Origin of the sequence: Flavobacterium alvei, from assembly GCF_002920895.1 — a bacterium.
Lineage (GTDB): Bacteria > Bacteroidota > Bacteroidia > Flavobacteriales > Flavobacteriaceae > Flavobacterium > Flavobacterium alvei.
This window is the reverse complement of sequence record NZ_PQVG01000003.1, coordinates 95,728-119,962: the sequence shown is the minus strand read 5'-3', so window position 1 is coordinate 119,962 and position 24,235 is coordinate 95,728. Positions and strand designations below refer to the sequence as shown.

At 35.7% G+C, this 24,235-nt stretch carries 21 protein-coding genes; all 21 read right to left on the bottom strand.

Going from position 1 to position 24,235, the window contains the following annotated elements; genetic code table 11:
* Nucleotides 1–34 precede the first annotated feature (34 nt).
* Entirely contained in the window at nt 35–913 is an 879-nt protein-coding gene (locus tag C3L50_RS05880) for a hypothetical protein (protein ID WP_103805237.1), read from the bottom strand.
* Nucleotides 913–2,343, bottom strand: coding sequence for an MBOAT family O-acyltransferase (locus C3L50_RS05875; protein WP_103805236.1), 1,431 nt, complete (start codon nt 2,341–2,343; stop codon nt 913–915). Before C3L50_RS05875 ends, C3L50_RS05880 begins: the two co-directional genes overlap by 1 nt.
* A 150-nt stretch (nt 2,344–2,493) precedes the next feature.
* Nucleotides 2,494–3,864 (bottom strand): NADH-quinone oxidoreductase subunit N, encoded by a 1,371-nt coding sequence (locus C3L50_RS05870; protein WP_103805235.1) that lies wholly within the window; start codon nt 3,862–3,864, stop codon nt 2,494–2,496.
* Between the two features lie 12 nt (nt 3,865–3,876).
* Complete coding sequence (locus C3L50_RS05865; RefSeq protein ID WP_103805234.1) at nt 3,877–5,319, bottom strand: complex I subunit 4 family protein; 1,443 nt, start codon at nt 5,317–5,319, stop codon at nt 3,877–3,879.
* Nucleotides 5,319–7,211 carry an NADH-quinone oxidoreductase subunit L gene (nuoL, locus tag C3L50_RS05860; protein WP_103805233.1) on the bottom strand — a complete coding sequence of 631 codons (1,893 nt, stop codon included), beginning with the start codon at nt 7,209–7,211 and terminating at the stop codon, nt 5,319–5,321. The genes C3L50_RS05865 and nuoL overlap by 1 nt, the downstream gene beginning before the upstream one ends.
* Before the next feature lie 6 nt (nt 7,212–7,217).
* Nucleotides 7,218–7,538: an NADH-quinone oxidoreductase subunit NuoK gene (nuoK, locus tag C3L50_RS05855; protein WP_103805232.1), complete on the bottom strand. Its 321-nt coding sequence runs from the start codon at nt 7,536–7,538 to the stop codon at nt 7,218–7,220.
* Between the two features lies 1 nt (nt 7,539).
* The gene (locus C3L50_RS05850) at nt 7,540–8,082 is read right to left on the bottom strand and encodes an NADH-quinone oxidoreductase subunit J family protein (RefSeq protein ID WP_103805231.1); all 543 of its coding nucleotides are present in this window, start codon (nt 8,080–8,082) and stop codon (nt 7,540–7,542) included.
* Nucleotides 8,082–8,627 carry a NuoI/complex I 23 kDa subunit family protein gene (locus C3L50_RS05845; RefSeq protein WP_103805230.1) on the bottom strand — a complete coding sequence of 182 codons (546 nt, stop codon included), beginning with the start codon at nt 8,625–8,627 and terminating at the stop codon, nt 8,082–8,084. Before C3L50_RS05845 ends, C3L50_RS05850 begins: the two co-directional genes overlap by 1 nt.
* 93 nt (nt 8,628–8,720) lie before the next feature.
* Complete coding sequence (gene nuoH / locus C3L50_RS05840) at nt 8,721–9,773, bottom strand: NADH-quinone oxidoreductase subunit NuoH (RefSeq protein WP_103805229.1); 1,053 nt, start codon at nt 9,771–9,773, stop codon at nt 8,721–8,723.
* Nucleotides 9,766–10,821, bottom strand: a complete 1,056-nt coding sequence (locus C3L50_RS05835) for a 2Fe-2S iron-sulfur cluster-binding protein (protein ID WP_103805228.1) — start codon at nt 10,819–10,821, stop codon at nt 9,766–9,768. Before C3L50_RS05835 ends, nuoH begins: the two co-directional genes overlap by 8 nt.
* Nucleotides 10,822–10,835: 14 nt before the next feature.
* On the bottom strand, nt 10,836–11,810 hold the full coding sequence (locus C3L50_RS05830; RefSeq protein WP_103805227.1) for a hypothetical protein: 975 nt from the start codon (nt 11,808–11,810) through the stop codon (nt 10,836–10,838).
* A gap of 10 nt (nt 11,811–11,820) precedes the next feature.
* Nucleotides 11,821–13,188 (bottom strand): NADH-quinone oxidoreductase subunit NuoF, encoded by a 1,368-nt coding sequence (nuoF, locus tag C3L50_RS05825; protein WP_103805226.1) that lies wholly within the window; start codon nt 13,186–13,188, stop codon nt 11,821–11,823.
* A gap of 1 nt (nt 13,189) precedes the next feature.
* Complete coding sequence (locus tag C3L50_RS05820) at nt 13,190–13,720, bottom strand: complex I 24 kDa subunit family protein (RefSeq protein ID WP_103805225.1); 531 nt, start codon at nt 13,718–13,720, stop codon at nt 13,190–13,192.
* A gap of 73 nt (nt 13,721–13,793) precedes the next feature.
* Nucleotides 13,794–15,032 (bottom strand): NADH-quinone oxidoreductase subunit D, encoded by a 1,239-nt coding sequence (locus tag C3L50_RS05815; RefSeq protein ID WP_103805224.1) that lies wholly within the window; start codon nt 15,030–15,032, stop codon nt 13,794–13,796.
* 50 nt (nt 15,033–15,082) lie between these two features.
* Complete coding sequence (locus C3L50_RS05810) at nt 15,083–15,604, bottom strand: NADH-quinone oxidoreductase subunit C (protein ID WP_103805223.1); 522 nt, start codon at nt 15,602–15,604, stop codon at nt 15,083–15,085.
* Between the two features lie 4 nt (nt 15,605–15,608).
* The gene (locus C3L50_RS05805; protein ID WP_103805222.1) at nt 15,609–16,157 is read right to left on the bottom strand and encodes an NADH-quinone oxidoreductase subunit B; all 549 of its coding nucleotides are present in this window, start codon (nt 16,155–16,157) and stop codon (nt 15,609–15,611) included.
* Nucleotides 16,158–16,276: 119 nt separating this feature from the next.
* The gene (locus C3L50_RS05800) at nt 16,277–16,642 is read right to left on the bottom strand and encodes an NADH-quinone oxidoreductase subunit A (protein WP_103805221.1); all 366 of its coding nucleotides are present in this window, start codon (nt 16,640–16,642) and stop codon (nt 16,277–16,279) included.
* Nucleotides 16,643–16,851: 209 nt separating this feature from the next.
* Nucleotides 16,852–17,046, bottom strand: a complete 195-nt coding sequence (locus tag C3L50_RS05795; protein ID WP_007137066.1) for a cold-shock protein — start codon at nt 17,044–17,046, stop codon at nt 16,852–16,854.
* 128 nt (nt 17,047–17,174) lie between these two features.
* Nucleotides 17,175–18,923: an aspartate--tRNA ligase gene (gene aspS, locus C3L50_RS05790; protein WP_103805220.1), complete on the bottom strand. Its 1,749-nt coding sequence runs from the start codon at nt 18,921–18,923 to the stop codon at nt 17,175–17,177.
* A gap of 438 nt (nt 18,924–19,361) precedes the next feature.
* Nucleotides 19,362–20,495 (bottom strand): adenylyltransferase/cytidyltransferase family protein, encoded by a 1,134-nt coding sequence (locus C3L50_RS05785; RefSeq protein WP_103805219.1) that lies wholly within the window; start codon nt 20,493–20,495, stop codon nt 19,362–19,364.
* A 192-nt stretch (nt 20,496–20,687) separates the two neighbouring features.
* A complete protein-coding gene (locus tag C3L50_RS05780; RefSeq protein WP_103805218.1) occupies nt 20,688–24,161 on the bottom strand; it encodes an efflux RND transporter permease subunit in 3,474 nt (1,157 codons plus the stop codon).
* Nucleotides 24,162–24,235: the final 74 nt, after the last annotated feature.

The following is a 24,235-nucleotide window of genomic DNA, read 5'->3' as shown; positions in this document are numbered from 1 at the left end:
GCGGAACATCCGTATCATCAGCGTTCCAATTTATTTATTTCTTTTCAAAAAACTTATTGATAACTATCTCCGTAAATAGCCGAGCACCCGCATCATTCATATGGCCGCAGGAAGAAAAGTATTGGTCACCTTGCACGACGTTTACCAGATTGTGAATTTCGGGGTAGATTTTGTTGGCTTTTTCAAAGTAATCCAAACCTTTTACATTCGTGCACATTGGCGTCATTACGGTAATTAAGTTGTAATTATTCTGTTTGCAAATTTGCTTGATTTCTTCGTAGTATTTATTGCGAATGGGTTTCAAAGCCCTGATGTCGTTCTTCATATTGCCAGGTTTGTGGCCCAAAGGATGATAACCCAGATTGTCCAAAATATTCGTCGGTTTGTCCGTTGCGGTATTGTACATTTCCCGGAAACCAATCAGCGCGTCAAAATCGATATAACGGTAGAAAGGAATATAATACAACTCATTGAAGTTTTCCAGCTTCGAAAAATGGTTTTTGATTACTTCGGAATGATGGATGTAGGGCAGGAATTTTGCCGCAATCATATCGGATTCTTTTTCGTTGCAAAGACCCAAATCAGCTTCCAGAATCACGGTTTTGATTTTGTACTGGCGTTCTGCCATCAATTTTAGCATTAGCGAAGCTTCGAATAAATGGGCACCACTCATTCCATAATTGAAGGTTTTCAGTCCTTTCTTTTCAAAAAGTTCAGGCACAAAATGGTTGTTGGCTCTCGATGAACCCAAAATCACCACATCATAATTTCCGTCTTTGGAATTGAAAACCTTTTCCACTTTTCCACGATTCGAAGAATGTAGATAAACGCTCGTGTAAACCCAGTCCAGCACCACTAAAAGCACTAGAATCGTGAGTGAAATTTTGGCGATTAATGATATAAACTTCTTCATTAGAATTGGAAATAAATAAATTCTTTATAATCGGCATAGGTTCCTAAAGCGATAATCGCCAAAATGCACAACGTCATTTTGAGCCAACTGTATTTTCCAGAAATGGGTTCAATTTTGTAACGGCTGTTCCATTCGACCAATACAAAAGCTAAAACGAGTAAAAGTAATTCGTAGCTGTAACGTTGGTTGGGCAGGAATTGCGATGCGAAAGTTCCGTCGGTGAAAATTTTACCAATGTAATCAAAAGCGATGTGGATTGTATTTGCCCTGAAAAATATCCAGGCCACACAAGCCAAAGTAAAAGTGGCCAAAATGCTAAAAAACACTTTTATCGAATTGAAATCCCAATGCAATTCGGCTGTTTCCATATTGTTTCGGTTGGTTCCTAACAACAATGAAGGCAAGAAATACATTGCATTAATGAATCCCCAGGCCACAAAAGTCCAATTGGCTCCGTGCCAAAAACCGCTCACAACAAATATGATGAATACGTTGCGCACTTGTTTGATTTTGCTGCCACGGCTTCCGCCCAACGGAATGTACAAATAATCTCGAAACCAAGAGGATAACGAAATGTGCCAACGACGCCAAAATTCGGCAATATCTCTAGAAAAATAAGGATAATTGAAATTGCGCAATAAGTCTAAACCAAACAATTTTGACATTCCCAAAGCCATATCCGAATAACCCGAGAAATCGCCATAAATCTGGAATGCAAAATACACCGCACCCAAAATTAACGACAAGGAATTCATTGAACTGTAATTGTCAAAAACGGCATTGGCATAAGTCGCACAAGTATCGGCAATGACCACTTTTTTGACCAAGCCCCAAATGATTTGGTAAACGCCTTCTTTGGCTTTTTCGAAATTGAAGGTTCTTTTTACTTTTATTTCAGGCAAAAGATGCGTGGCTCTTTCGATGGGACCAGCCACCAAAAGCGGAAAGTAACTCACGAACAAGGCATAATCCACCACGTTTTTTTCGGACTGGATTCTTTTGTAATAAATGTCGATGACATAGGACAGTCCGTGAAATGTATAGAAAGAAATTCCAACAGGCAGAATCACGTCCAGCAAAAGCGGACTGGATTGCAACCCAATGTTGTTCAGGGCTTCCGATAAAGAAGAAGCGAAAAAATTATAGTATTTGAATATTCCCAGAAAGCCCAAATTGAGGATGATACTCAGCCAAAACCAAAATTTACGGGCTTTTTGAGTGTTTTTTTCGATTTGAATTCCGGTGAAATAGCATAAAAGCGTCGAGAAAATCAACAAGAACAAGAAACGCCAATCCCAACAAGAATAAAAATAATAACTCACCACCACCAAAAATGCATTTTGCATGCTTTTGGTTTTGCCGAAAACAAACCAATACAACAGAAAAACTATTGGTAGAAAAACAGCAAAGGCTAATGAATTAAAAAACATATTTTAGTTGTATTATGAGACAAAAAACATCACGCTTTTGGGCAAAATGGTTTATTGTCCTATATTTAAAAAAACCGCAGATTCGCAGATTTTGATAAATTTAAAAATCTGCGAATCTGCGGTTAAGTTATTTTGCAGTCCTACTGACTTTTATCCCAATAAATCCAACACTACGGATGGAAATAAACCTAAAGCAATATTCAAAAGAATCGCCACGACAGCCACGGCATAAAACACGAACGGCGTTTTCGCTGCTTCTTCATTCGGCTCTTTGTTGTACATCGCCAAGATTAATTTGAAATAATATCCAACACTGATGATAGAGTTGATTACTGCTGCAATTACAACTACCAAATACCCTGCTTCAATTACTTGATTGAACAAAAATAATTTGGCAAAAAATCCAGCAAAGATTGGAATTCCCGCCATCGAAAGTAAAGAAGCTGCTAGGATTGCCGCCATCAATGGATTGTTTTTTCCTAATCCGTTGAAGTTGCTAATATCTTCGTTGTCTTTATTTTTGCAAACGTATAAAATCACGGCAAAAGCAGCAATTCCAGACAATGAATAAGCCGTTGTATAATACACTAAACTACTAGCCGAGTTGCTAATACTCAACAAAGTCATCAACATAAAACCAGCGTGTGAAATTCCAGAAAAAGCCAACATTCGTTTCACATTGTTTTGTTTCAAAGCCATTATATTTCCAACGGTCATCGATGCTATTGAAATTACTATAATAATATTAATATAAGCATCAGAAAGGTCAGCATTCATCGCTGTTAGCAATTTATACAAAGTAGCAATGGCAACCACTTTTACCAAAGTACTCATTGTAGTAGTAGTCAAAGTTGGCGAACCTTCGTAAACATCTGGAGCCCAAAAGTGAAAAGGAACGGCTGCAATTTTGAAAAACATTCCGATGGTAACCAATGAAATTCCTATTGGGAACCAAACTGGCAATTCGGCAGAACGCGACCATTCAGTAATTTCGGCAACATCAAAAGAACCCATTGCACCGTAGATAAAACAAATTCCAAACAATATAATTCCGGAAGCAAAAGAGCCCATCAAGAAATATTTCATTCCCGCTTCGTTACTTTTTACATTCAAACGGTTGCTTGCTGCCAAAATATATAATGAAATAGACAAAACTTCAATTCCAAGAAAGAACATAGCTAAGTTTCCGAAAGAAACCATAGCAACTGCTCCAGCTAGCATAAATATTTTTATGGCGATAAAATCAGAAATTTTGGTTTGATGATCTTCATAGAAATCGTGAGACAAGGCTATCAAGAAAACAGTGAGAACGGTAAACAATCCTGTAAAAACAGAAGAAAATTTACTAACCACAATCATATTGTTATAATAACTTGTTGGTGCATTATATCCCAAATAGGTTAATCCAAGAACGGCCAATAAACCGATAATTGTAACTGGAATAATGGCTTTTCTAAAATTTAAAATTTCAAATAAAAGGCATAAAATACCCAATCCTGTTATAGCTATTAATGTATTCATTTTTTATTTGACTTAGTTAAATCTATTTATTTGAGTTAAAATATTTTCCAAACTTGGAGTTATTAGTTCCATAATTGGTTTTGGATACAAACCAAAGAAGAACAAAACAGCAATAACAACTACTAATGCTAAACCTTCATTAAAGGTTACATCAGCAAATAATTTGGCGTTGGTTTCGCCCAACATTATGTGTTGAAACATTTTCAACATATAATAAGCTCCTAAAATGATGGTGGTTCCGCCCAAAATAGCAAACCAAACATTCACTTGAGAAAGGCTATATAAAACGGTAAATTCTCCAACAAAGTTAAATGTAGATGGCAAAGCAACCGATGCTAAAACCAAAATCATAAACATCGATGTGAATTTAGGCGATTGAGCACGAATACCTCCCATTTCAGCAATTTTTCTAGTTTCATATCTTCTAAAAATAATTTCCGCTACAAAAAATAATCCTACTACCACAAATCCGTGTGCAATCATTTGCAATACGGCACCTCGCAATCCGTCTAATGTTAATGTGTAAGCTCCAGCAGCAATCAATCCAACGTGAGCCATAGAGGAATAAGCCAATAATTTTTTCAAGTCTTTTTGTTTCAAAGCGACTATTGAACCATAAATTACTCCTGCAATTCCAAGGCCGATAAATACATACATATATTCTTTTGCAGCCAAAGGAGCTATTGGTAATTGCCAACGAATAACGCTATACAATCCCATTTTTAGCATAATTCCTGCTAGCAACATTGTGCCAACGGTTGGTGCTTTTTGATACACTTTTGCCTGCCAAGTGTGAAAAGGAATCAATGGAATTTTAATGGCATAAGCCAAGAAAAAAGCCATAAATATCCAAAATTGCTCAGATGAAGAAAGGTTTAGCGCAGTTAAATCACTTATTAAAAAGCTTCCTGCTTTTTGGAACAAATAAACAAAGGCAATTAGCATAAATAACGAACCAGCCAGTGTGTAAATAAAGAATTTCACCACTGCTTTTTTGCGCTCCTCAGCATCTCCATTACCCCAAATCAAGGCTATAAAATAGATAGGAATTAGTGATAGCTCCCAAAAAATATAATACAAAAGCCCATCAGATGCTAAGAATGTTCCTGACATTGCAAAGCTCATAAATACGATTAAGGCATAAAATGCTTTCGAATTTTTATACGTATTCCCAAAAGAAGAGAAAATGATTATTGGTGTCAAAGCTGTTGTCAGCAATACCATGGCAAGCGCCAATCCATCAGCTTGTAAAGCAAAATAGATTTTGGGTTTGGCTATCCAAAGTTTGGAGTAGCTTATTTCGTTTCCTAAATTGTATTGACTTAACAAACAAATTGCACCAGCAAAAGCGGTCAAGCTAAAAAGTAAAGCTACTTTTGGAGCCCATTTATCGCCCGAAAAATAAGTTGCAAATGCGCCAAGCAAAAGAATAATTAATAGTGTAGTTACATCCATTATATAAAAAATTGTTGTAAAAATAAATAAGTTAGTATGACAATAACGCCTATAACAAAAGCAAATAAATAAAACCCAACACTTCCGTTGTGTGCTTTTTTCCCTTGAATCGCTATTTCGTTAGTCACTTTTCCTAATCCGAAAACCAATGCTGAAAGTGATTTTTCTACATGTTCTCTAAACAAATCAGACAACAGATTAATTGGTTTTACAAAAACTGAATCATAAATTTCGTCAACATAATATTTGTTGTATAACACTTTTGAAAGACCTGTGATTTCAGCATCTTCACTTGGAATGGTATTGTCTTTCAAATATTTTTTGTAGGCAATTCCGATTCCAATTAGGGCTCCGATTGTGGCTATCGCCATCAACATATATTCTGTACTTCCTAATGTGTGTTCTTCGTGAGCTACTTTTGTAAATAATGGCGCTAAATAGTCGTTTAACCAGCTGTGACCAGGCAAACTAATGGCTCCACCAACAAAAGACAATATTGCCAAAATTATTAATGGCACTGTAATTAAACTTGGGCTTTCGTGCAAATGATGTTTTTGTTCTTCGGTTCCTCTAAACGAGTTGAAGAAAGTTAGATAAATTAATCTAAACATATAGAAAGCTGTCATTATAGAGGCGATAGAACCAACTACCCACAAAGCTTTGTTATTACTATGATTGAAAGCTGTCATCAAAATTTCGTCTTTCGACCAAAATCCTGCTAATGGAAATATTCCAGCAATGGCTAATGAAGCAATTAACATCGTGATGAAAGTGATTGGCATCGCTTTTTTCAAACCACCCATTTTGCGCATATCCTGTTCACCATGCAAACCATGAATTACAGATCCTGAACCTAAGAACAAACAAGCTTTGAAGAAAGCGTGAGTGATTACGTGGAAAACGGCTACTTCATAAGCACCCAATCCTAAAGCCAAGAACATTAACCCTAATTGTGAAACGGTAGAATAAGCCAAAACTTTCTTGATATCGTTTTGAACCAAAGCAATCGTTGCAGCCACCAAAGCAGTACAAGCTCCGACAATAGCAATAATATTTTGAACGCTTGGCGCCATATCAAACAAAAAGTTCAATCTAGTAAGCATAAAAATACCAGCTGTTACCATTGTTGCAGCGTGAATCAATGCCGAAACTGGCGTTGGTCCAGCCATTGCATCAGGCAACCAAGTATATAAAGGAAGCTGCGCTGATTTTCCAGTTGCTCCAATAAATAAAGCTAAAGCAGCTATAGCAATCCATAAATCACTAACATCCTTTGCAGATTCTATTGTAGTTCTTAAACTGGTAAAATCTAAAGTATTAAACAACGAACCAACGATAAATATCCCGATTAAAAATCCTAAATCTCCAATTCGGTTCATAATGAATGCTTTTTTGGCAGCATCATTAAAGTTTTGATTTTTATACCAAAATCCAATCAATAAGTAAGAGCAAAGACCTACTCCTTCCCAACCAATGAACATCATCAATAAATTGCTTCCGATTACAAGTGCAATCATAAAGAAAATAAACAGATTCAGATAAGCGAAAAACGAATGCATTTTTTCGTCATCGTGCATATAACTGATAGAATACAAATGAATCAGCGACCCAATTCCAGTTACAAACAACAACCAAAGAATAGACAATTGGTCAATAAGGAAACCAAAACTTATATCGAATCTTTGAATCGAAATCCAATCGAATAAATTAATAACAACTGGTTCTTGACTTGCATTTGCAAATAAATATAAAGTGATGACAAAAGAAACCGCAACCGAAAGTGTTCCCACAATTCCAACAACGTTTTTTCCTGCTTTTTTACCCAGAAAAACATTAAATAAAAACCCTAAAAAAGGAGCTAATAGTAAGACTAAAACTAAATTTGTATCCATTGATGATTATCCTTTTAAGTTTTTTAAATTTCCAACATCAATTGTTCCCATATTACGGAAAATCGACACTAAAATTGCCAATCCAATGGCAACCTCTGCAGCAGCAACAGCCATAGAGAAAAACACAAAAATTTGGCCTTGTGCATCTTGATGATAAGTCGAAAAGGCTGCAAACAAAAGGTTGATTGCGTTCAACATAATTTCGATTGACATAAATACAACAATAGCATTTCGTCTGTATAAAACTCCAAAAACACCAATACAAAAAAGTATAACGCTCAGGAAGATATAATTTTCTATACCAATTTGGTTTAAAATATTATCCATATTATTTCTCTATTTTTTCTTTTTTAGACAATAAAACCGCACCAATCATTGCCACTAAAAGCAATACCGAAGCAAATTCAAAAGGTACCATATATTCATTAAGCAACAATTTACCCAATACTTGTATAGATTGATAGTCTTCGCCTGTTACATCATAACTTCCATCGGCAATAGGTTTCGAATTCATGAACATTGCAATCAAAACCAAGCACATCAAGCAAAACACCACAATAGCACCAAGTCTAGTAATTCGGGGTTTATGTACTTCATTTTCTTTGTTCAAATTCATCAACATAATGGTAAACAACATCAAAATCATAATCGCACCGATGTAAACAATTAAGTTCACCAATGCCAAAAACTGAGCATTCAACAATAAATAATGTCCTGAAATTGAAGTAAAACAAATTACTAAATAGATGGCATTGTGCATTGGTTTTTTGCTATAAATAGTCAAAAATGCCGTAGCCAATGTAATAACAGACAACACACAAAATAAAATTTGTATTGGAGTTGCATTTGCTATGTCTGGAATCTGTATCATTAATTACTGTTTTTAAGTTGAGTATTTTTAATAGCCATTTCTAAAGGCATGACCAATTTATCTTTTCCAAAAATAAAATCTTCTCTATCATAATTTGCAGGAACCAATTCTTTTGAAATTGTTAAATAAATGGCATCTTTTGGACAAGCTTCTTCACACAAACCACAAAAAATACAACGCAACATATTGATTTCATAAATCGAAGCGTATTTTTCTTCGCGGTACAAATGTTTTTCATCGGCTTTGCGTTCAGCGGCCTTCATCGTAATGGCTTCGGCAGGACATGACAACGCACATAAACCACAAGCCGTACAGTTCTCACGACCTTGTTCATCGCGTTTCAACATATGACGACCACGATAAACAGGACTAAATTCGCGCACCTGTTCAGGATAATTAATGGTAGCCTTTTTTCTAAAAAAGTGCTTAATAGTAATCCCTAAGCCTTTTAATATAGCTATAAGATACATTTTCTCTAAAAAAGTCATCTCCTTATTTGAGACTAGCTTTTTTCTGCCGGAAAGTGATATTTCTTGTATTGACATTTATAATTTATGATTTACGATTTTAGATTTGCGATTTGAAAACCGAAATTAAAATCAATTTCTAAATTTATTTTTTGAAGCTTTGATATCTAATTACCATCCAAGATAAGCAAAGATTTCTCCTCTCAAAATTACAACTCCAGTAATCATGATATTGATAATCGATAGTGGAATTAATATTCTCCAACCCAAATGCATCAATTGATCGTATCTAAATCTTGGAATCGTCCAACGAACCCACATATAAAAGAATATGAATCCACATAATTTTACAAACAAGGCTCCAATTCCTATGATATTAGCAAGATTCACTCCCCAATTTTCAGCAACCCAACTCATTCCTGGATAATTATATCCTCCAAAGAATAAAACAGCCAAAATAGTAGATGAAATAAACATATTGGCATATTCAGCAAATAAATAAAACCCCATTCTCATAGACGAATATTCGGTGTGATATCCGCCAATCAATTCGGTTTCGCATTCTGCCAAATCAAAAGGAGTTCTATTGGTTTCGGCAAAAGCACAAATCAAGAAGATCAAAAAAGAAATAGGTTGATAGAAAACATTCCAATTCATTCCAGCTTGTTGTTCTGAAATTTCTTTTAAACTCAATGTTCCAGTCATCATCAACAAGGCAACGATTGACAATCCCATGGCAACTTCATAAGAAACCATTTGAGAGGCTGCACGAATAGCACCAATCAATGAAAATTTATTGTTAGAAGCCCAACCTCCAATCATGATTCCATAAACTCCAACAGATACTATACCGAAAATATATAAAATACCAACATTAATATCCGTAGCTTGTAGCAAAATATCTCTACCAAAAAGATGCAATCGATCTCCCCAAGGAATTACAGCACTAGTCATCAAGGCAGTTGCCATAGCAATACCAGGACCCACTCTAAATAAAAATTGGTTGGGTGTGTTTGGAGCAAATTCTTCTTTAGCAAACAATTTTAATCCATCGGCAAGCGGCTGAAACAAACCTCCCCAACCCGCACGATTAGGACCAACTCTATCCTGAAGATAAGCCGCAACTTTTCGTTCTGCCCAAGTAGAATACATCGCCATAAGCATGGTTACACCAAATACAACCAGAATTACAACACTTTTTTCTATAATAAATGTACTATCCATTGTTCTTTGCGTTTAATGGGTTACCGTCTATTTTTTCGTTGTAATCAATCTCTGCCATACTTATTTTTTTTCGATCTTGTTCTCTTCCTTTAAGAATCGTTTCTTCGGTGTTGATGATCACTTTTTCTAATTTTTGAGTATAATTATTCTGGTTGATAACCGAATCTTTTTCAAATTCTCTTGGCCCTTCAATTACCCAATCCGAAACCTCTTTTTTGTCAAAACGACAAGTATTGCAAATGAAATCTTCTACCTCGTGGTATTCGTCTTTTCTTCCTGTAACTCTCTGAATTTCGTTTCCAAACATCCAAACAGTTGTTTTTCCGCAACATCCTGGAGTGGTGCATTCTCTGTGAGCATTAAATGGTTTGTTGAACCAAACTCTCGATTTGAATCTAAAAGTTTTGTCGGTCAAAGCACCAACAGGACAAACATCAATCATATTTCCTGAAAACTCGTTGTCAATCGCTTTAGAAATACAAGTCGAAATATTCGAATGATCGCCTCTATCCATCACTCCGTGTACTCGGTTGTCTGTCAATTGATCCGCAACCATTACACAACGGTAGCACAGAATACAACGATTCATATGCAATTGAATATTCGGGCCAATATTTTCGGGTTCGAACGTTCTTTTTTCTTCAATATAACGAGATTCTGATTTTCCGTGTTCGAAACTCAAGTTCTGCAAATCGCATTCTCCCGCTTGGTCACAAACTGGACAATCCAAAGGGTGATTAATCAGCAAGAATTCCGTCACTGCTTTTCTTGTTTCTTGTACTCTTGGTGAAGATTTGCTGTTTACTTCCATTCCATCCTGACAACTTGTTACACAAGATGCCATTAATTTAGGCATTGGTCTTGGGTCGGCTTCACTTCCTTTGGCTACTTCTACCAAACAAGCTCGGCATTTTCCACCGCTGCCCTTTAGCTTAGAATAATAGCACATCGCTGGCGGAACTACTTCTCCTCCAATCATTCTGGCTGCTTGCAGGATTGTTGTTCCTGGTTCTACTTCTATCTCGTGACCGTCTATTGTTACTTTCATTATGTTGAAAATAGTTAATTAATTTTTTGAATTATTTTTGACAAATCTTTCAAATCATCGGATTTAAGATTGTATGATACAGGCACATATATAGAATATATTATTTCACCTGTTAATGAATTTATTACGCTAATGTATTTATTGGTGCTACTTTTTATATATTGTAAATAATAAAATCCTTTTGTGTCACTTAAAATTTTATCATTCAATTCTTTTGTAGATAGCATTTTATATTTGAATTTATAATCTTCTAAAAGCTCTTCTTCTTTTAATTTAGCTGATTCGTCACCAGTAAATTTATTGAATTTAACTAGAATATAATCTGGTATATACAATGTTTCACTAGCTAATTTTTTTATTTCCTTTTCGTTTAAGATGTCTGAAAACAAGCTTTTTTTCTTTCCAGTGTTCAAATAAGTATTCAGATTTTGAATGTGATTTTTAAGAATTCCTGGTCCCCAATTGCGAATATGATTATCAGCATCATAATCATTTTGATAGAGATTGCTTGGTCTTACAATGGTTTCAAAATCTGTATATAATTCCAAACGAGCGATTTGAATTCTATCTTTATCGTTAAACTCTTTGTTTTTCTTAAAGTAATTATCGTCCACAGTCCAAAGTTGTAGAAAGATGTGAGTGTGAGAGTAATCAATACCCGGACGTATTCCATTGTTATACAAACTCATCATTTGTACATCTGTAACATATCCAGATAGGGTCAAAAAAGAATTCCCAGGAGCAATATATTTGGTGATATCTGTATATTTAATAAATTCAAGTTTAGTATAAGTCCAGTTATTTTTAAATATTTCTACATATTCTTTAGATTTTTCGGCATTAGGGTCTTTCATTGCAACGTATGTAGTTCCCCCTTTAATTTTAGAAAGTTCTTCAATATTATCAATTGCAATTTGAGCACTTACTTTTGAAGTAAATGACAAATTTATGAGCAATAAAAACAATATAATTTGAATATTTCTTTTCATTATTTGCCTATTATACCGTTACTTTAGAAACTAAATGCTTTACACTTTCAAAAGGTTCGGCAACAAAATGATCTCTGTTTTTTATTTTTTCTGGGAAACGGATATGGTATTCAAACTCCTCTCTAAAGTGACGAATGGCTGCTGCCACTGGCCAAGCTGCTGCATCACCCAAAGGACAAATCGTGTTTCCTTCAATTTTACTTTGAATGCTTAAAAGCAAATCGATATCTTCTTCACGACCGTGACCGTTTTCTATTCTATGCAATACTTTTTCCATCCAACCGGTTCCTTCACGACAAGGTGAACATTGTCCGCAAGATTCGTGGTGGTAAAAACGGGAGAAATTCCAAGTGTTTCTAACAATACAAGATGTGTCGTTGTAAACAATAAATCCTCCTGAACCCAACATTGAACCCGTTGCAAAACCACCGTCGCTCAAACTTTCGTAAGTCATCAAACGGTCGTCGCCATTGGCTGTTTTATAAATTAAATGAGCTGGTAAAACTGGAACTGAACTTCCTCCAGGAACAAACGCTTTTAAAGGTCTGTCTGAACTCATTCCGCCCAAATATTCATCAGAATTCATAAACTCGTAAACGCTCAATCCCATTTCAATTTCATAAACTCCCGGGTTTTTGATGTGTCCTGAAGCCGAAATTAATTTGGTTCCTGTTGATCTTCCCACACCAATTTTGGCATAATCAGCACCTGAATTGTTTATAATCCAAGGCACTGCAGCAATCGTTTCTACATTGTTGACCACTGTTGGATTTGCCCAAAGTCCGGAAACTGCCGGAAATGGTGGTTTGATACGAGGATTTCCTCTTTTTCCTTCCAATGATTCGATTAATGCGGTTTCTTCTCCACAGATGTAGGCTCCGCCACCAATTTGAACATATAGTTCCAAATCGTATCCGGTTCCTAATATATTTTTTCCTAACCAGCCCGCAGCTTTTGCTTCGGCAATGGCACGTTCCAAAATTTTGTACACCCACATATATTCACCACGAATGTAAATGTAAGATAGGTTCGCACCCAAAGCATAGCTGGAAGTAATCATTCCTTCAATTAATAAATGAGGAATAAATTCCATCAAATATCTGTCTTTGAAAGTTCCCGGCTCTGATTCGTCAGCGTTGCAAACCAAATGTCTTGGTTTTCCTGATTTTTTATCAATAAAACTCCATTTCATTCCTGCTGGGAAACCTGCACCACCACGACCACGTAATCCAGAAGTTTTCACTTCTTCAACCACTTCGTCTGGAGTTAACGTTTTCAAGGCTTTTTCTACTGAAGCATAACCACCATTTTGGCGATACACTTCGTAGGTCTTGATTCCCGGAATATTTACTTTGTCTAATAATATTTTTTGTGACATATTATTTATCGTGTAACGTAATTTTATTATCTCTACAATCAGCAATGATCTGATCTACTTTTTCTTTGGTCAAGTGTTCTTTGTAAAAATCACCCAATTGCATCATTGGAGCATAACCACAAGCGCCCAAACATTCTACGCCTCTTACTTCAAAAAGTCCGTCTGGAGTAGTTTCGCCAATTCCAACGCCTAATTTTTCGCAGGTATAGTCCATTAAATCTTCAACACCATTCAAACAACAAGGCGAAGTTTGACAAAATTCAAACATATATTTACCAATTGGTCGTCTGTTGAACATTGTATAAAAGGAAACTACCTCATAGACTTCGACAGGTTTTATCGAAAGAATTTCGGCTACTTTGTCTTGCAATTCAATGCTTAACCAGTTCTCGTGTGCATCCTGAACTTCGTGTAAAACAGGCAATAAAGCCGATTTTTGTTTCCCTTCGGGATAATGACTGATTAATTCATTGATGCGAGTCATCAATGCTTCAGTCATATTTATTTCTTGTTTGTAATCTGTTCTTTCCATTCTATATTTTAGATTTAGATTTAGATTTAGATTTTTCAATCTGCATTCTAAAATCTGTATTCTGCAATCTTTTTTAAGCGTCTAATTCTCCTGCAATAACATTTAAACTGGATAAAATCACAATCGCATCCGAAAGCATTGCGCCTTTTATCATTTCAGGATAAGCTTGGTAATAAATAAAACAAGGTCTGCGGAAGTGTAATCTATAAGGAGTTCTACTTCCATCGGTTACTAGATAAAAACCTACTTCTCCATTTCCGCCTTCCACAGCGTGATAGACTTCGGCAACTGGAACAGGAATTTCTCCCATTACAATCTTGAAGTGGTAAATCAAAGATTCCATATCGTGATAAACGTCTTCTTTTGGAGGCAAATAATATTCAGGAACATCAGCGTGATATACATTTCCTTCAGGCATTTTGTCTAATGCTTGACGAATGATGCTCAAGCTTTCCCAAATTTCGGCATTACGAACACAAAAACGGTCGTAAGTATCTCCTGATTTCCCAACAGGCACTATGAAATCGAAATCTTCATAAGAAGAGTAAGGATGCGCCACACGAACATCATAATCTACACCGGCAGCACGTAAATTTGGACCTGTAAATCCGTAAGCCATTGCCATTTCGGCTGTAATTGGACCTACATTTACGGTTCTGTCAATAAAAATTCTATTTCTTTCGAATAAGTTTTCAAATTCTTTCCAAGCCACTGGAAAATCTTTCAAAAACACATCTAATTTACGGAAAGCTTCTGGTGACCAATCTCTTTCGAAACCGCCTAATCTTCCCATATTAGTAGTTAAACGAGCTCCACAAATTTCTTCGTAGATTTCATAGACTTTCTCTCTGAACTGAAAAACATACAAGAAACCAGTATAAGCTCCTGTATCTACACCAAGAATCGAATTACAAATCAAGTGGTCTGTAATTCTAGCCAATTCCATCACAATAACTCTCAGGTATTGTACTCTTTTCGGAACTTCAATATCCAATAATTTTTCCAATGTCATCCACCATCCCATATTATTGATAGGAGACGAACAATAGTTCATTCGGTCTGTTAGTGGAGTGATTTGATAAAAAGGACGGTTTTCGGCGATTTTCTCAAAAGCTCTGTGGATATATCCAACGGTTGGCTCTGCTTCTATAATTTTCTCGCCATCCATCAACAAGATATTTTGAAAAATACCGTGAGTCGCTGGGTGCGTTGGTCCTAAATTCAGAATTGAAAGTTCGCTTCCGTCTTCGTTATGACGCTCTTGAATTATTTTAGCATATCTATGCTCTGGTGGTAATAATAGTTCTGACATAAAAAATTGATAATTGATAATTGATTTAATTATCAATTGTTAATTGTTAATTATCCATTAAAAGCTGTTCTTCCGAAGAAACGGTCGTCTTTATCAGTTCTTCCTCCATCTTCCATCGGGAATTCTTTTCGCATTGGATGCGATACCATTTCATCCATATTTAAAATACGTTTCAACTGCGGATGACCCGTAAAAATGATTCCATAAAAATCATAAGTTTCTCTTTCCATCCAATTGGCACCTGGAAATATGGTTGTCAAAGATTTTATTTCTGGTGTTTCTCCATTGATAAAAGCTTTTATTTTAATACGTTTGTTTTCATACCAGTTATGCATATGATAGACTACTGCGAATTGTCTTTCGACAGCATTATCCGGATAATGAACACCGCAAATATCGGTTAGGAAATGAAAACGCAATGTAGGGTCATTTTTCAAGAAAAGAACTACTGCAGTAATTTTGTCTGCTGCTACTTCAAATGAAAAAACATCTTTTTCCTGATTGAATTGGAAAACACTTTCTCCAAATGTTTCCACTAATTTATCTTGAACGGTTGTCGATTCTAAACTCATTTTCTTATTTTATGTTATAAGAAGCTAGTAATTCCTGATATTCAGGAGAACTTCTTCGTCTTACCGATTCACTTTTTACTAATTCTTGCAATCTCATTACACCGTCCACAATTTGTTCTGGTCTTGGCGGACAACCCGGAACGTAAACGTCAACTGGGATTACTTTATCTATTCCTTGCAAAACAGAATAGGTATCAAAAACACCACCAGATGAAGCACAAGCTCCAACAGCAATTACCCATCTTGGTTCTGCCATTTGTTCGTAAACTTGACGCAAGATTGGCCCCATTTTTTTGGAAATGGTTCCCATAACCAACAACATATCGGCTTGACGTGGAGAAAAACTCACACGCTCAGAACCAAAACGCGCTAAATCATAATGAGATGCCATTGTAGCCATAAATTCGATACCACAACAAGAAGTGGCAAAAGGCAATGGCCAAAGCGAATTAGCACGAGCCAATCCTACAACATCATTTAGCGTAGTAGCAAAAAAACCTTCGCCAGAAACGCCTTCAGGAGGGGCAACCATTTTTATATTTGAATCACTCATTTTTTTAAAATTATGAATTATGAATTATGAATTATGAGTTCACAATTTAAAATCTAAGATGTTTTTAGTAAATATATTTAGAAAATAGAATTCGTAATTTCTAAATTTCAAATTGATTTTTATTCCCAGTCTAATGCTTTCTTTTTGATGATATAGAAAAATCCAATCAACAACAAAGCCATAAAAACGACCATCTTAATCATTCCTTCTAATCCTAATTCTTTGAAATTGACAGCCCAGGGATAAAGAAAAACGACTTCAATATCAAATAGTACAAAAAGAATGGCTACCACAAAAAATTTAACAGAAAAGGGAATTCTAGCATTCCCGATAGATTCAATCCCACATTCAAAATTGGTATCTTTGATTTTTGAGGATCTTTTTGGGCCTAATTTTCCAGAAATAATAATTATTGCCACAACAAATCCTACAGCTAATAGCATTTGCATTAGTATAGGTAAATAATCTAATTGACTTGATTGCATAAATAATATTGGTTTAGTCTAAATAAGCCACAAAGATAGGCTTCGTGTCTTTAAAACACAAGTTAAATGCAAAAATTTAGCAAAAGGAAATACAATATCGTTTTCGGAAAAACATTCCAATATTCAAGTAGGCTATAAAACAAAAAAGCGTCCCGAATTACTTCGGGACGCTTTAATCCTTCTTAGCCAATAAAAATGAATTTTTATGCTTAGATTACTGCTACTTTCGCAGCAACTTTTCCTTTTCTTCCTTCTTCTTCTTCATAGCTTACTCTGTCACCTTCACGAAGTTCTTCCGCGTTGATTCCTGATGCATGAACAAAAATGTCTTTTCCTGTTTCTTCGTCTGTAATGAATCCGTAACCTTTAGATTCATTGAAAAATTTAACTGTACCTGTACGCATTGTAATAGTAATAATAATTTATAATGTGGCAAATGTAATATTTAATCTAATACGAAAGCCGATATTGCAAAAATTTTATTAAAATATTTGATATTCAACGATTTCTAACCTATTTTATCGATAAACGGCTATAAATCTAATTTAATGTGCAATTCGTTCAGTTGCAATTCATCAATTACCGAGGGAGCATCAATCATCACATCTCTTCCTGAATTATTTTTCGGAAAAGCAATAAAATCACGGATGGTTTCCTGACCTCCAAGTATTGAAACTAATCTATCCAAACCAAAAGCTAAGCCTCCGTGAGGTGGTGCACCATATTGAAAAGCATTCATCAAGAATCCAAACTGATCTTCGGCTTGTTCAGGTGTGAATCCTAAATATTTAAACATCAATTGTTGTGTTGCCTTATCGTGAATACGAATCGAACCACCACCAATTTCGTTTCCATTCAGGACCATATCATAAGCATTGGCACGAACTTTTCCGGGTTCAGTTTCTAACAAACTCATATCTTCTGGTTTTGGCGATGTAAACGGATGATGCATAGCATGATAACGACCGCTTTCTTCATCCAATTCTAATAACGGAAAATCAACCACCCAAAGTGGCGCAAATTCATCTGATTTTCTCAAACCTAAACGAGCAGCTAATTCCATTCGTAAAGCCGAAAGTTGGGTTCTAGTTTTGTCTGCTGGTCCCGAAAGTACAAAAATCATATCTCCAGATTGTGCTCCTGTTGCTTTTGACCAATTAGTTAAATCATCTTGATCATAGAATTTATCTACCGATGATTTAAAAGTGCCATCTTCGTTGCATTTTACATAAACCATTCCGCTGGCGCCAATTTGTGGACGTTTGATCCAATCAATTAAGCCGTCGATTTCTTTACGAGTGTAATTTCCTGCTCCTGGAACAGCGATTCCAACCACCAATTCAGCCGAATTGAAAACAGAAAAATCTTTGTGTTGTGCAAATTCATTCAACTCGCCAAATTCCATTCCGAAACGAATATCTGGTTTGTCGTTTCCATAAGTTTTCATGGCATATTCGTAGGTAATTCTTGGGAATTTTTCTACTTCAATTCCTTTGATCTCTTTCAATAAATGACGGGTCAATCCTTCGAAAACATTCAGAATATCTTCTTGTTCTACAAAAGCCATTTCGCAATCGATTTGTGTAAACTCGGGCTGACGGTCGGCACGCAAATCTTCGTCACGGAAACATTTTACGATTTGGAAATATTTATCCATTCCGCCCACCATCAATAATTGTTTGAACGTTTGTGGCGATTGTGGCAATGCATAAAATTGCCCTTCGTTCATTCTTGATGGCACCACAAAATCTCTAGCGCCTTCAGGAGTCGATTTGATTAAATAAGGGGTTTCTACTTCACAAAAATCTAAATCCGAAAGGTATTTTCGAACTTCCATTGCTACTTTATGACGGAAAAGCAAATTGTTTTTTACAGGATTTCGACGAATATCCAAGTAACGGTATTTCATTCGAATATCTTCACCGCCATCGGTTTCGTCTTCGATTGTAAAAGGTGGCGTTATTGATGCATTTAATATTTTGAGCTCTGTTACTAGAATTTCAATATCTCCTGTGGACATATTTGGGTTTTTTGCTTCGCGTTCGATAACGGTTCCTTTGGCTTGAATTACAAATTCACGTCCTAAGGTTTTGGCCAATTCAAAAACTTCTTTTTGAGAGCGGCTTTCGTCAAAAATTAATTGTGTAACTCCGTAACGGTCACGCAAATCGACCCAATTCATAAATCCTTTATCACGAGATTTTTGAACCCAACCCGCAAGCGTAACTTCGGTATTAATGTGTGAGGCGTTCAATTCGCCACAGCTATGACTTCTATACATAATCTAAATTTTAGACTGCAAAAGTAAAAACAAAAATCAACTTAAACTCTAAATTGGTAAAACTTAGTTTAATTAATACTTTAAAATAGTGTTAATCTTAATTTGCCTTTCAGAAATTGAATTGCAAAAAGTATTAGACTCGCTTTTGAATTAGCTGTAAGACTACTATTGTCAAAAAGTTAGAATTGTTTCATTTTTGAATAATATGATCAATTTCTTTGTGAAATGTTTTTTTAGTAAACATTAATTTTTTAAATTTACTACATAGAAAGACGTTCATGATTTCAGAAATTCGAGATAAAATTTAGACAATAAATTTCTCTTTCTGTGTATTAAATCAATACTTATAGCGTCTATAAAAAAATCGGCTGTCACAAAAATTTGTAACAGCCGATTTTGATTTTATAAATGGTTAATTTTTCTTGATTTCAAAAAAAATTACCTTCTAATTCGTATTTGAATTGCATTTTCAATGGGTTTTTCACTAAAGAAAATCAAATAACCTCCTCCACCAGCGCCACTAACTTTCCAACCCAAAACATCTTTTTTGTGAGAATCAATTTGAGCCATAATATCTGGCGTCACCATATTAGGAAACATCGAAATCTGAGCTTCGAAACTTTGAGTCATTGCTTTTCCAACGGCTGGCGCATCTTGTTGTTGCAAAGCTTTCCAACAAGCATCTGTGGCTTCACTTAACCAACGAGCTCCTTTTTCGTCTATTTGAGTATTTGCTAAAACATCATAATCCATTTCACGAGGATAAAGCGGAATCATCCAAATGCGTTGTTCAATCCAATCCAGCAATTCCGAAACCATAACCGACTGTATATCAGATGGCCAATATTCACCGTCGTAGTAATATTTATTTAAACCTGGCATTGTTATACCAAGTGCATCTTGAGAACCACTCACATATTTTGTTCCGGGAGGATTTTCAAAACAGAATAAGGTTTTAGCCAATTTTTCTTTTTCTCCTTCAGGAATATCAGTATGCCAAAGTTCAATGGCTTTTTTTCTACTGCTGGTGGACATTCCACTGCGGTCATTAAATTCGTAATCGGGCTCTACACAAATGGTAATCACTGAACCACTTACATATTTGCTAACATAAGGCTGATCGAGCCAACCACCAGCAATATCAATACGATATGGAATTCTACATTCCTGACGCAAGGCTGTTGTGGAACGAGCTGGCAAATTGCCGTGTGGTACTCGTTTGCTAACGATGTATTCAATATTCATCTCCTCACACAAAGCTTCTTTTTGAGGCGTATGACCATCGGTGTTTACAAAGAATATATCGGGTTTTAGTTCTTTCAATTCTTCAACAAAATCTAATAATCCACCGCCACTGTTTATCCAAGCTTGTTTTACAACTTTCAATGAATTAACCATATATAGTCGTTCGGCATCGGAATTAATAGTTTTTCGAGCCTTTAATTCGTTGATTGTCCTGTCTGAACCAATGCCAACATATAAATCACCTTGTTGAGCTGCTTCTTCAAAAAATGCTACGTGGCCGCTATGCAACATATCATAACATCCGCTAACAAATACTTTTTTATTCATGTTTATCTTTTACTCTATTAAATTTCAAAAATACACATTTTGGTATTTTAATTTAACTATTAAGCTGCTATTTTTTCAAATGGAGCAACTCTTCTATACTTTTGAATTTAATTAATCATCACCCTTTTAATAGCAAAAACCACCCAAAATCAAATTTTAGGTGGTTTTTTTCAATTAAAATCTATAAATTTATTATACTTCAGCTCTAGCTAATCTTCGATCTCGCAACCAGTATTTGGTTCTTTTTACCAAATAAAACATTACAGGAACCATAACCAAGGTCAATACCGTGGCATAAGTTAATCCGAAGATAATCGTCCAAGCCAAAGGTCCCCAGAAAATCACGTTGTCTCCACCCATGAAAAAGTGCGGATTAAAATCGGTGATTAGGGTAAAGAAGTCAAAGTTCAAACCAATCGCCAACGGAATCAATCCTAAAACTGCCGTTAAAGCCGTTAACAATACTGGACGCAAACGAGATTTTCCCGATTCGATAATTACTTCTTTAATTTCGTCTAAGGTTAAATCATCATGGCTTTTTAACTTATTATCGGTAACTTTTTTATCTAATAATAAGACAAAGAAATCCATCAATACAATTCCATTTTTCACCACAATACCCGCCAGCGATATGATTCCCATCATCGTCATTAGGATTACGAAATCCATTCCTGCAATTACATAACCATAAAAAACGCCACTAAAACTCAAGATAACAGTGAATAAAATCACCATTGTTTTCGACACCGAATTAAATTGCAAAACAATAATTAGCGTGATTCCTGCTAATGCCAAGAAGAGTGCATACATCAAGAAACTTTGATTCTTGCCTTGTTCTTCTTGAACTCCAGAAAAGGAATAACTCACATCACTTGGTAATTTATAATTTTTTAATTCCGTTTTGATTTGTTTGGTAATTTCATCTCCATTAAAACCAGTCAAGACATTCGAATAAATAGTCATTATTCGTTTGTGATTCTTTCTTTTAATCTGATTATAGGTCTTCGTTTTTTCAGTTTGTGAAATCGCGGAAACGGGAACTTGCACGATTTGTCCGTTATTCTGGTTCCTGAAAGTCAACGATTGATTGAAAAGGATGTTTTCGTTCTTGCGTTGATCGTCTTGCATTCGCATCACAATATTATAATCATCATCACCTTCTTTGTAAGTCGAAATTTCTTGACCGTAAACCGAACGTCGCAAGGCAAAACCTAATTGTCCTGTAGAAACACCCATACTTCCTGCGTTTACTCTATCGACTTTTACTTCTAATTCAGGGCTGTCTCTGTTGATATCCACGCTCAATTTTTCGATGCCGGGAATGTTTTTCGAATTAACAAAAGCAATCATTTTATCGGCTTCTTTCAACATCAAATCATAATCGGTTCCTTTCAATTCGATACTGATAGGATAACCAGCTGGAGGCCCATTGGCGTCTTTTTCGACAGTTATGGTTGCTCCCGCAATGGCTTTTACTTTAGACCGAATTTCTTCTAAAATATCCGAAGTATTAATGCCTTTACGGAATTTGAATTCAGAAAAACTTACGGTTACTTTTCCTTTGAATGGCGTTTCCGAAGCCGAGCCTGCATCAACATTTGGATTTCCAGCACCAATTCCCACTTGCGAAACGATACTTTCTGCAAGGAAGTTTTTATCTGTTTTTGGGTCTTCTACATATTTTTGTAAAATTCCAATGATTTGATTTTCTACATATAGGGTTGCTTTATTGGTTTTCTCTATCGAAGTTCCTTGTGGATATTCGATGTAAGCAATAACCTGATTCGGGATATTGTCTGGAAAAAACAATACTTTTCTCGGGAAAATACCTAGTAAAACAAAAGAGAAAAACAACATTCCAATGATGGATACTAAGGCAATCCAAGAATTTCTTTGGGTTAAGATTTTGGCTAAAAACACTTTGTATTTTTCTTCCATTCTTGGGAAAAAACTGTGTTGAAAATCTTGTGTCCATTGGTACAATTTAAGGAAATACAACCACATTAAACCGGTGGAAATCAACAATAAATGCCCAATTCCTCGCACCAATTTACTATCATACGTATATTTTGACCCAATAAAAGCCAAGAATATTCCGAATGCCAAAAATAGAATGGTATAGAATTTCAGGTTCTTTTTAGAAATATTTCGGTCTTCAGTATCCATCGAACCTCCGGTCATTGCTGCATTGACAACCATCGCCACAAATAACGAAGCGGTAAGCGTTACGGTCAAAGTCATTGGGAAATACTTCATAAATTTACCCATAGTTCCTGGCCATAAGGCAAAAGGTAAAAACGCCATCAAGGTGGTAGCTGTCGATGAAATTACAGGCCAAGCGATTTCTCCAATACCCACTTTGGAAGCCGTAACTCGATCCATTCCTTTTTTCATGTTGGCAAAAACGTTGTCAACGACCACAATTCCGTCATCAACCAGCATTCCTAATCCCATTACCAATCCAAAAAGTACCATCGTATTCAATGTCAATCCCAAAGCCGAAAGTATAGCAAAAGCAATCATCATCGATAACGGAATTGCTGCTCCAACGAACAAGGAATTTCGCAATCCCATCGTGAACATCAACACAATCATTACCAAAATAATCCCGAAAATAATGTGATTCGACAATTCATCTACCTGATGTTCTACACGAGAAGATTGGTCGTTTGTCATTTCGATTTTCAGGTTTTTTGGCAAATAAGAAGCTTGTGCTTTCTCAATTCTTTCTTTCACCTGTTCGATAGCCGAAATCATATTTTGTCCCGAGCGTTTTTTCACACTCAACATCACTACTTCTGTACCTTTCTCACGAGCGTAAGTCGTTTTTTCTTTTTCTTTGAAGCTAACAACAGCAATGTCTTTTAGATAAACGGCTCCACCAAAAGATTTTACCACCACATTTTCCAGTTCTTTCGGGTCTTTAATTTCTCCCACAATTCGGATGTTGTTTCTAGAACCTTGAGAAACTAAGTTTCCGCCTGAAAGGGTCATATTTTCATATTTAACCGCATTCTGAATTTCATCGAAAGTTACTTGTGCAGCTGTCATTTTGAAAATATCTACAGCAATTTCTACCTCTTTATCATCCACACCAAGAATATCGACTTTCTTCACTTCGGAGATTTCTTCCAAATCATCCTGAATTAATTCGCCGTATTTTTTAAGTTGTTGCGTAGTGTAATTTCCTTGCAGATTGATGTTCAAAATAGGCACTTCTTCGGAAATGTTCAATTCAAAAACATTCGGTTCTACCTTGCTTCCGTTGTCTAGATTTGGCCAATCGGTGTCGGCTTTGGCATTATCAACCTTGTCTTTGATTTTTACTTTAGCGGCATCAATAGAAACATCGTCATCAAACTCTGCGATAATCATTCCGTAATCCTGAAACGAACTCGAAGTTACCTTAGTAACCCCACTAATGTTTTTGATTTCTTTTTCTAATGGTTTGATAACCAATTTCTCTACATCTTCGGCTGAATTCCCAGGGAAAACGGACGAAATATATACTTTGTTTTCGATGATTTCTGGGAAATCTTCACGCGGCATTGTGATATAGGCGTAAACTCCTGTAATTACTATCAGTGCCGTTACGATATAAACGGTAACTCGATTATCTACCGCCCAATTGGAAATGCCGAATTTTTTATGATTAATACTGTGCATCTTTCTATTTTTAGTTTAATGTTTAATGTTGCTTAAAATGGTTTAAGATGGTTTAAAGTTGATTAAAGGTTTAA

Excerpts from the sequence above, each read along its gene's own strand:
- C3L50_RS05795 (WP_007137066.1), bottom strand. The coding sequence starts at position 17,046 with ATGCGTACAGGTACAGTTAAATTTTTCAATGAATCTAAAGGTTACGGA.
- C3L50_RS05785 (WP_103805219.1), bottom strand. The coding sequence starts at position 20,495 with ATGAATAAAAAAGTATTTGTTAGCGGATGTTATGATATGTTGCATAGC.
- nuoF (WP_103805226.1), bottom strand. The coding sequence starts at position 13,188 with ATGTCACAAAAAATATTATTAGACAAAGTAAATATTCCGGGAATCAAG.
- C3L50_RS05800 (WP_103805221.1), bottom strand. The coding sequence starts at position 16,642 with ATGCAATCAAGTCAATTAGATTATTTACCTATACTAATGCAAATGCTA.
- C3L50_RS05865 (WP_103805234.1), bottom strand. The coding sequence starts at position 5,319 with ATGGATGTAACTACACTATTAATTATTCTTTTGCTTGGCGCATTTGCA.
- C3L50_RS05805 (WP_103805222.1), bottom strand. The coding sequence starts at position 16,157 with ATGAGTGATTCAAATATAAAAATGGTTGCCCCTCCTGAAGGCGTTTCT.
- nuoL (WP_103805233.1), bottom strand. The coding sequence starts at position 7,211 with ATGGATACAAATTTAGTTTTAGTCTTACTATTAGCTCCTTTTTTAGGG.
- C3L50_RS05880 (WP_103805237.1), bottom strand. The coding sequence starts at position 913 with ATGAAGAAGTTTATATCATTAATCGCCAAAATTTCACTCACGATTCTA.
- aspS (WP_103805220.1), bottom strand. The coding sequence starts at position 18,923 with ATGTATAGAAGTCATAGCTGTGGCGAATTGAACGCCTCACACATTAAT.
- C3L50_RS05845 (WP_103805230.1), bottom strand. The coding sequence starts at position 8,627 with ATGTCAATACAAGAAATATCACTTTCCGGCAGAAAAAAGCTAGTCTCA.
- nuoH (WP_103805229.1), bottom strand. The coding sequence starts at position 9,773 with ATGGATAGTACATTTATTATAGAAAAAAGTGTTGTAATTCTGGTTGTA.
- C3L50_RS05780 (WP_103805218.1), bottom strand. The coding sequence starts at position 24,161 with ATGCACAGTATTAATCATAAAAAATTCGGCATTTCCAATTGGGCGGTA.
- C3L50_RS05820 (WP_103805225.1), bottom strand. The coding sequence starts at position 13,720 with ATGGAAAGAACAGATTACAAACAAGAAATAAATATGACTGAAGCATTG.
- C3L50_RS05835 (WP_103805228.1), bottom strand. The coding sequence starts at position 10,821 with ATGAAAGTAACAATAGACGGTCACGAGATAGAAGTAGAACCAGGAACA.
- C3L50_RS05810 (WP_103805223.1), bottom strand. The coding sequence starts at position 15,604 with ATGAGTTTAGAATCGACAACCGTTCAAGATAAATTAGTGGAAACATTT.
- C3L50_RS05815 (WP_103805224.1), bottom strand. The coding sequence starts at position 15,032 with ATGTCAGAACTATTATTACCACCAGAGCATAGATATGCTAAAATAATT.
- C3L50_RS05850 (WP_103805231.1), bottom strand. The coding sequence starts at position 8,082 with ATGATACAGATTCCAGACATAGCAAATGCAACTCCAATACAAATTTTA.
- C3L50_RS05875 (WP_103805236.1), bottom strand. The coding sequence starts at position 2,343 with ATGTTTTTTAATTCATTAGCCTTTGCTGTTTTTCTACCAATAGTTTTT.
- nuoK (WP_103805232.1), bottom strand. The coding sequence starts at position 7,538 with ATGGATAATATTTTAAACCAAATTGGTATAGAAAATTATATCTTCCTG.
- C3L50_RS05830 (WP_103805227.1), bottom strand. The coding sequence starts at position 11,810 with ATGAAAAGAAATATTCAAATTATATTGTTTTTATTGCTCATAAATTTG.
- C3L50_RS05870 (WP_103805235.1), bottom strand. The coding sequence starts at position 3,864 with ATGAATACATTAATAGCTATAACAGGATTGGGTATTTTATGCCTTTTA.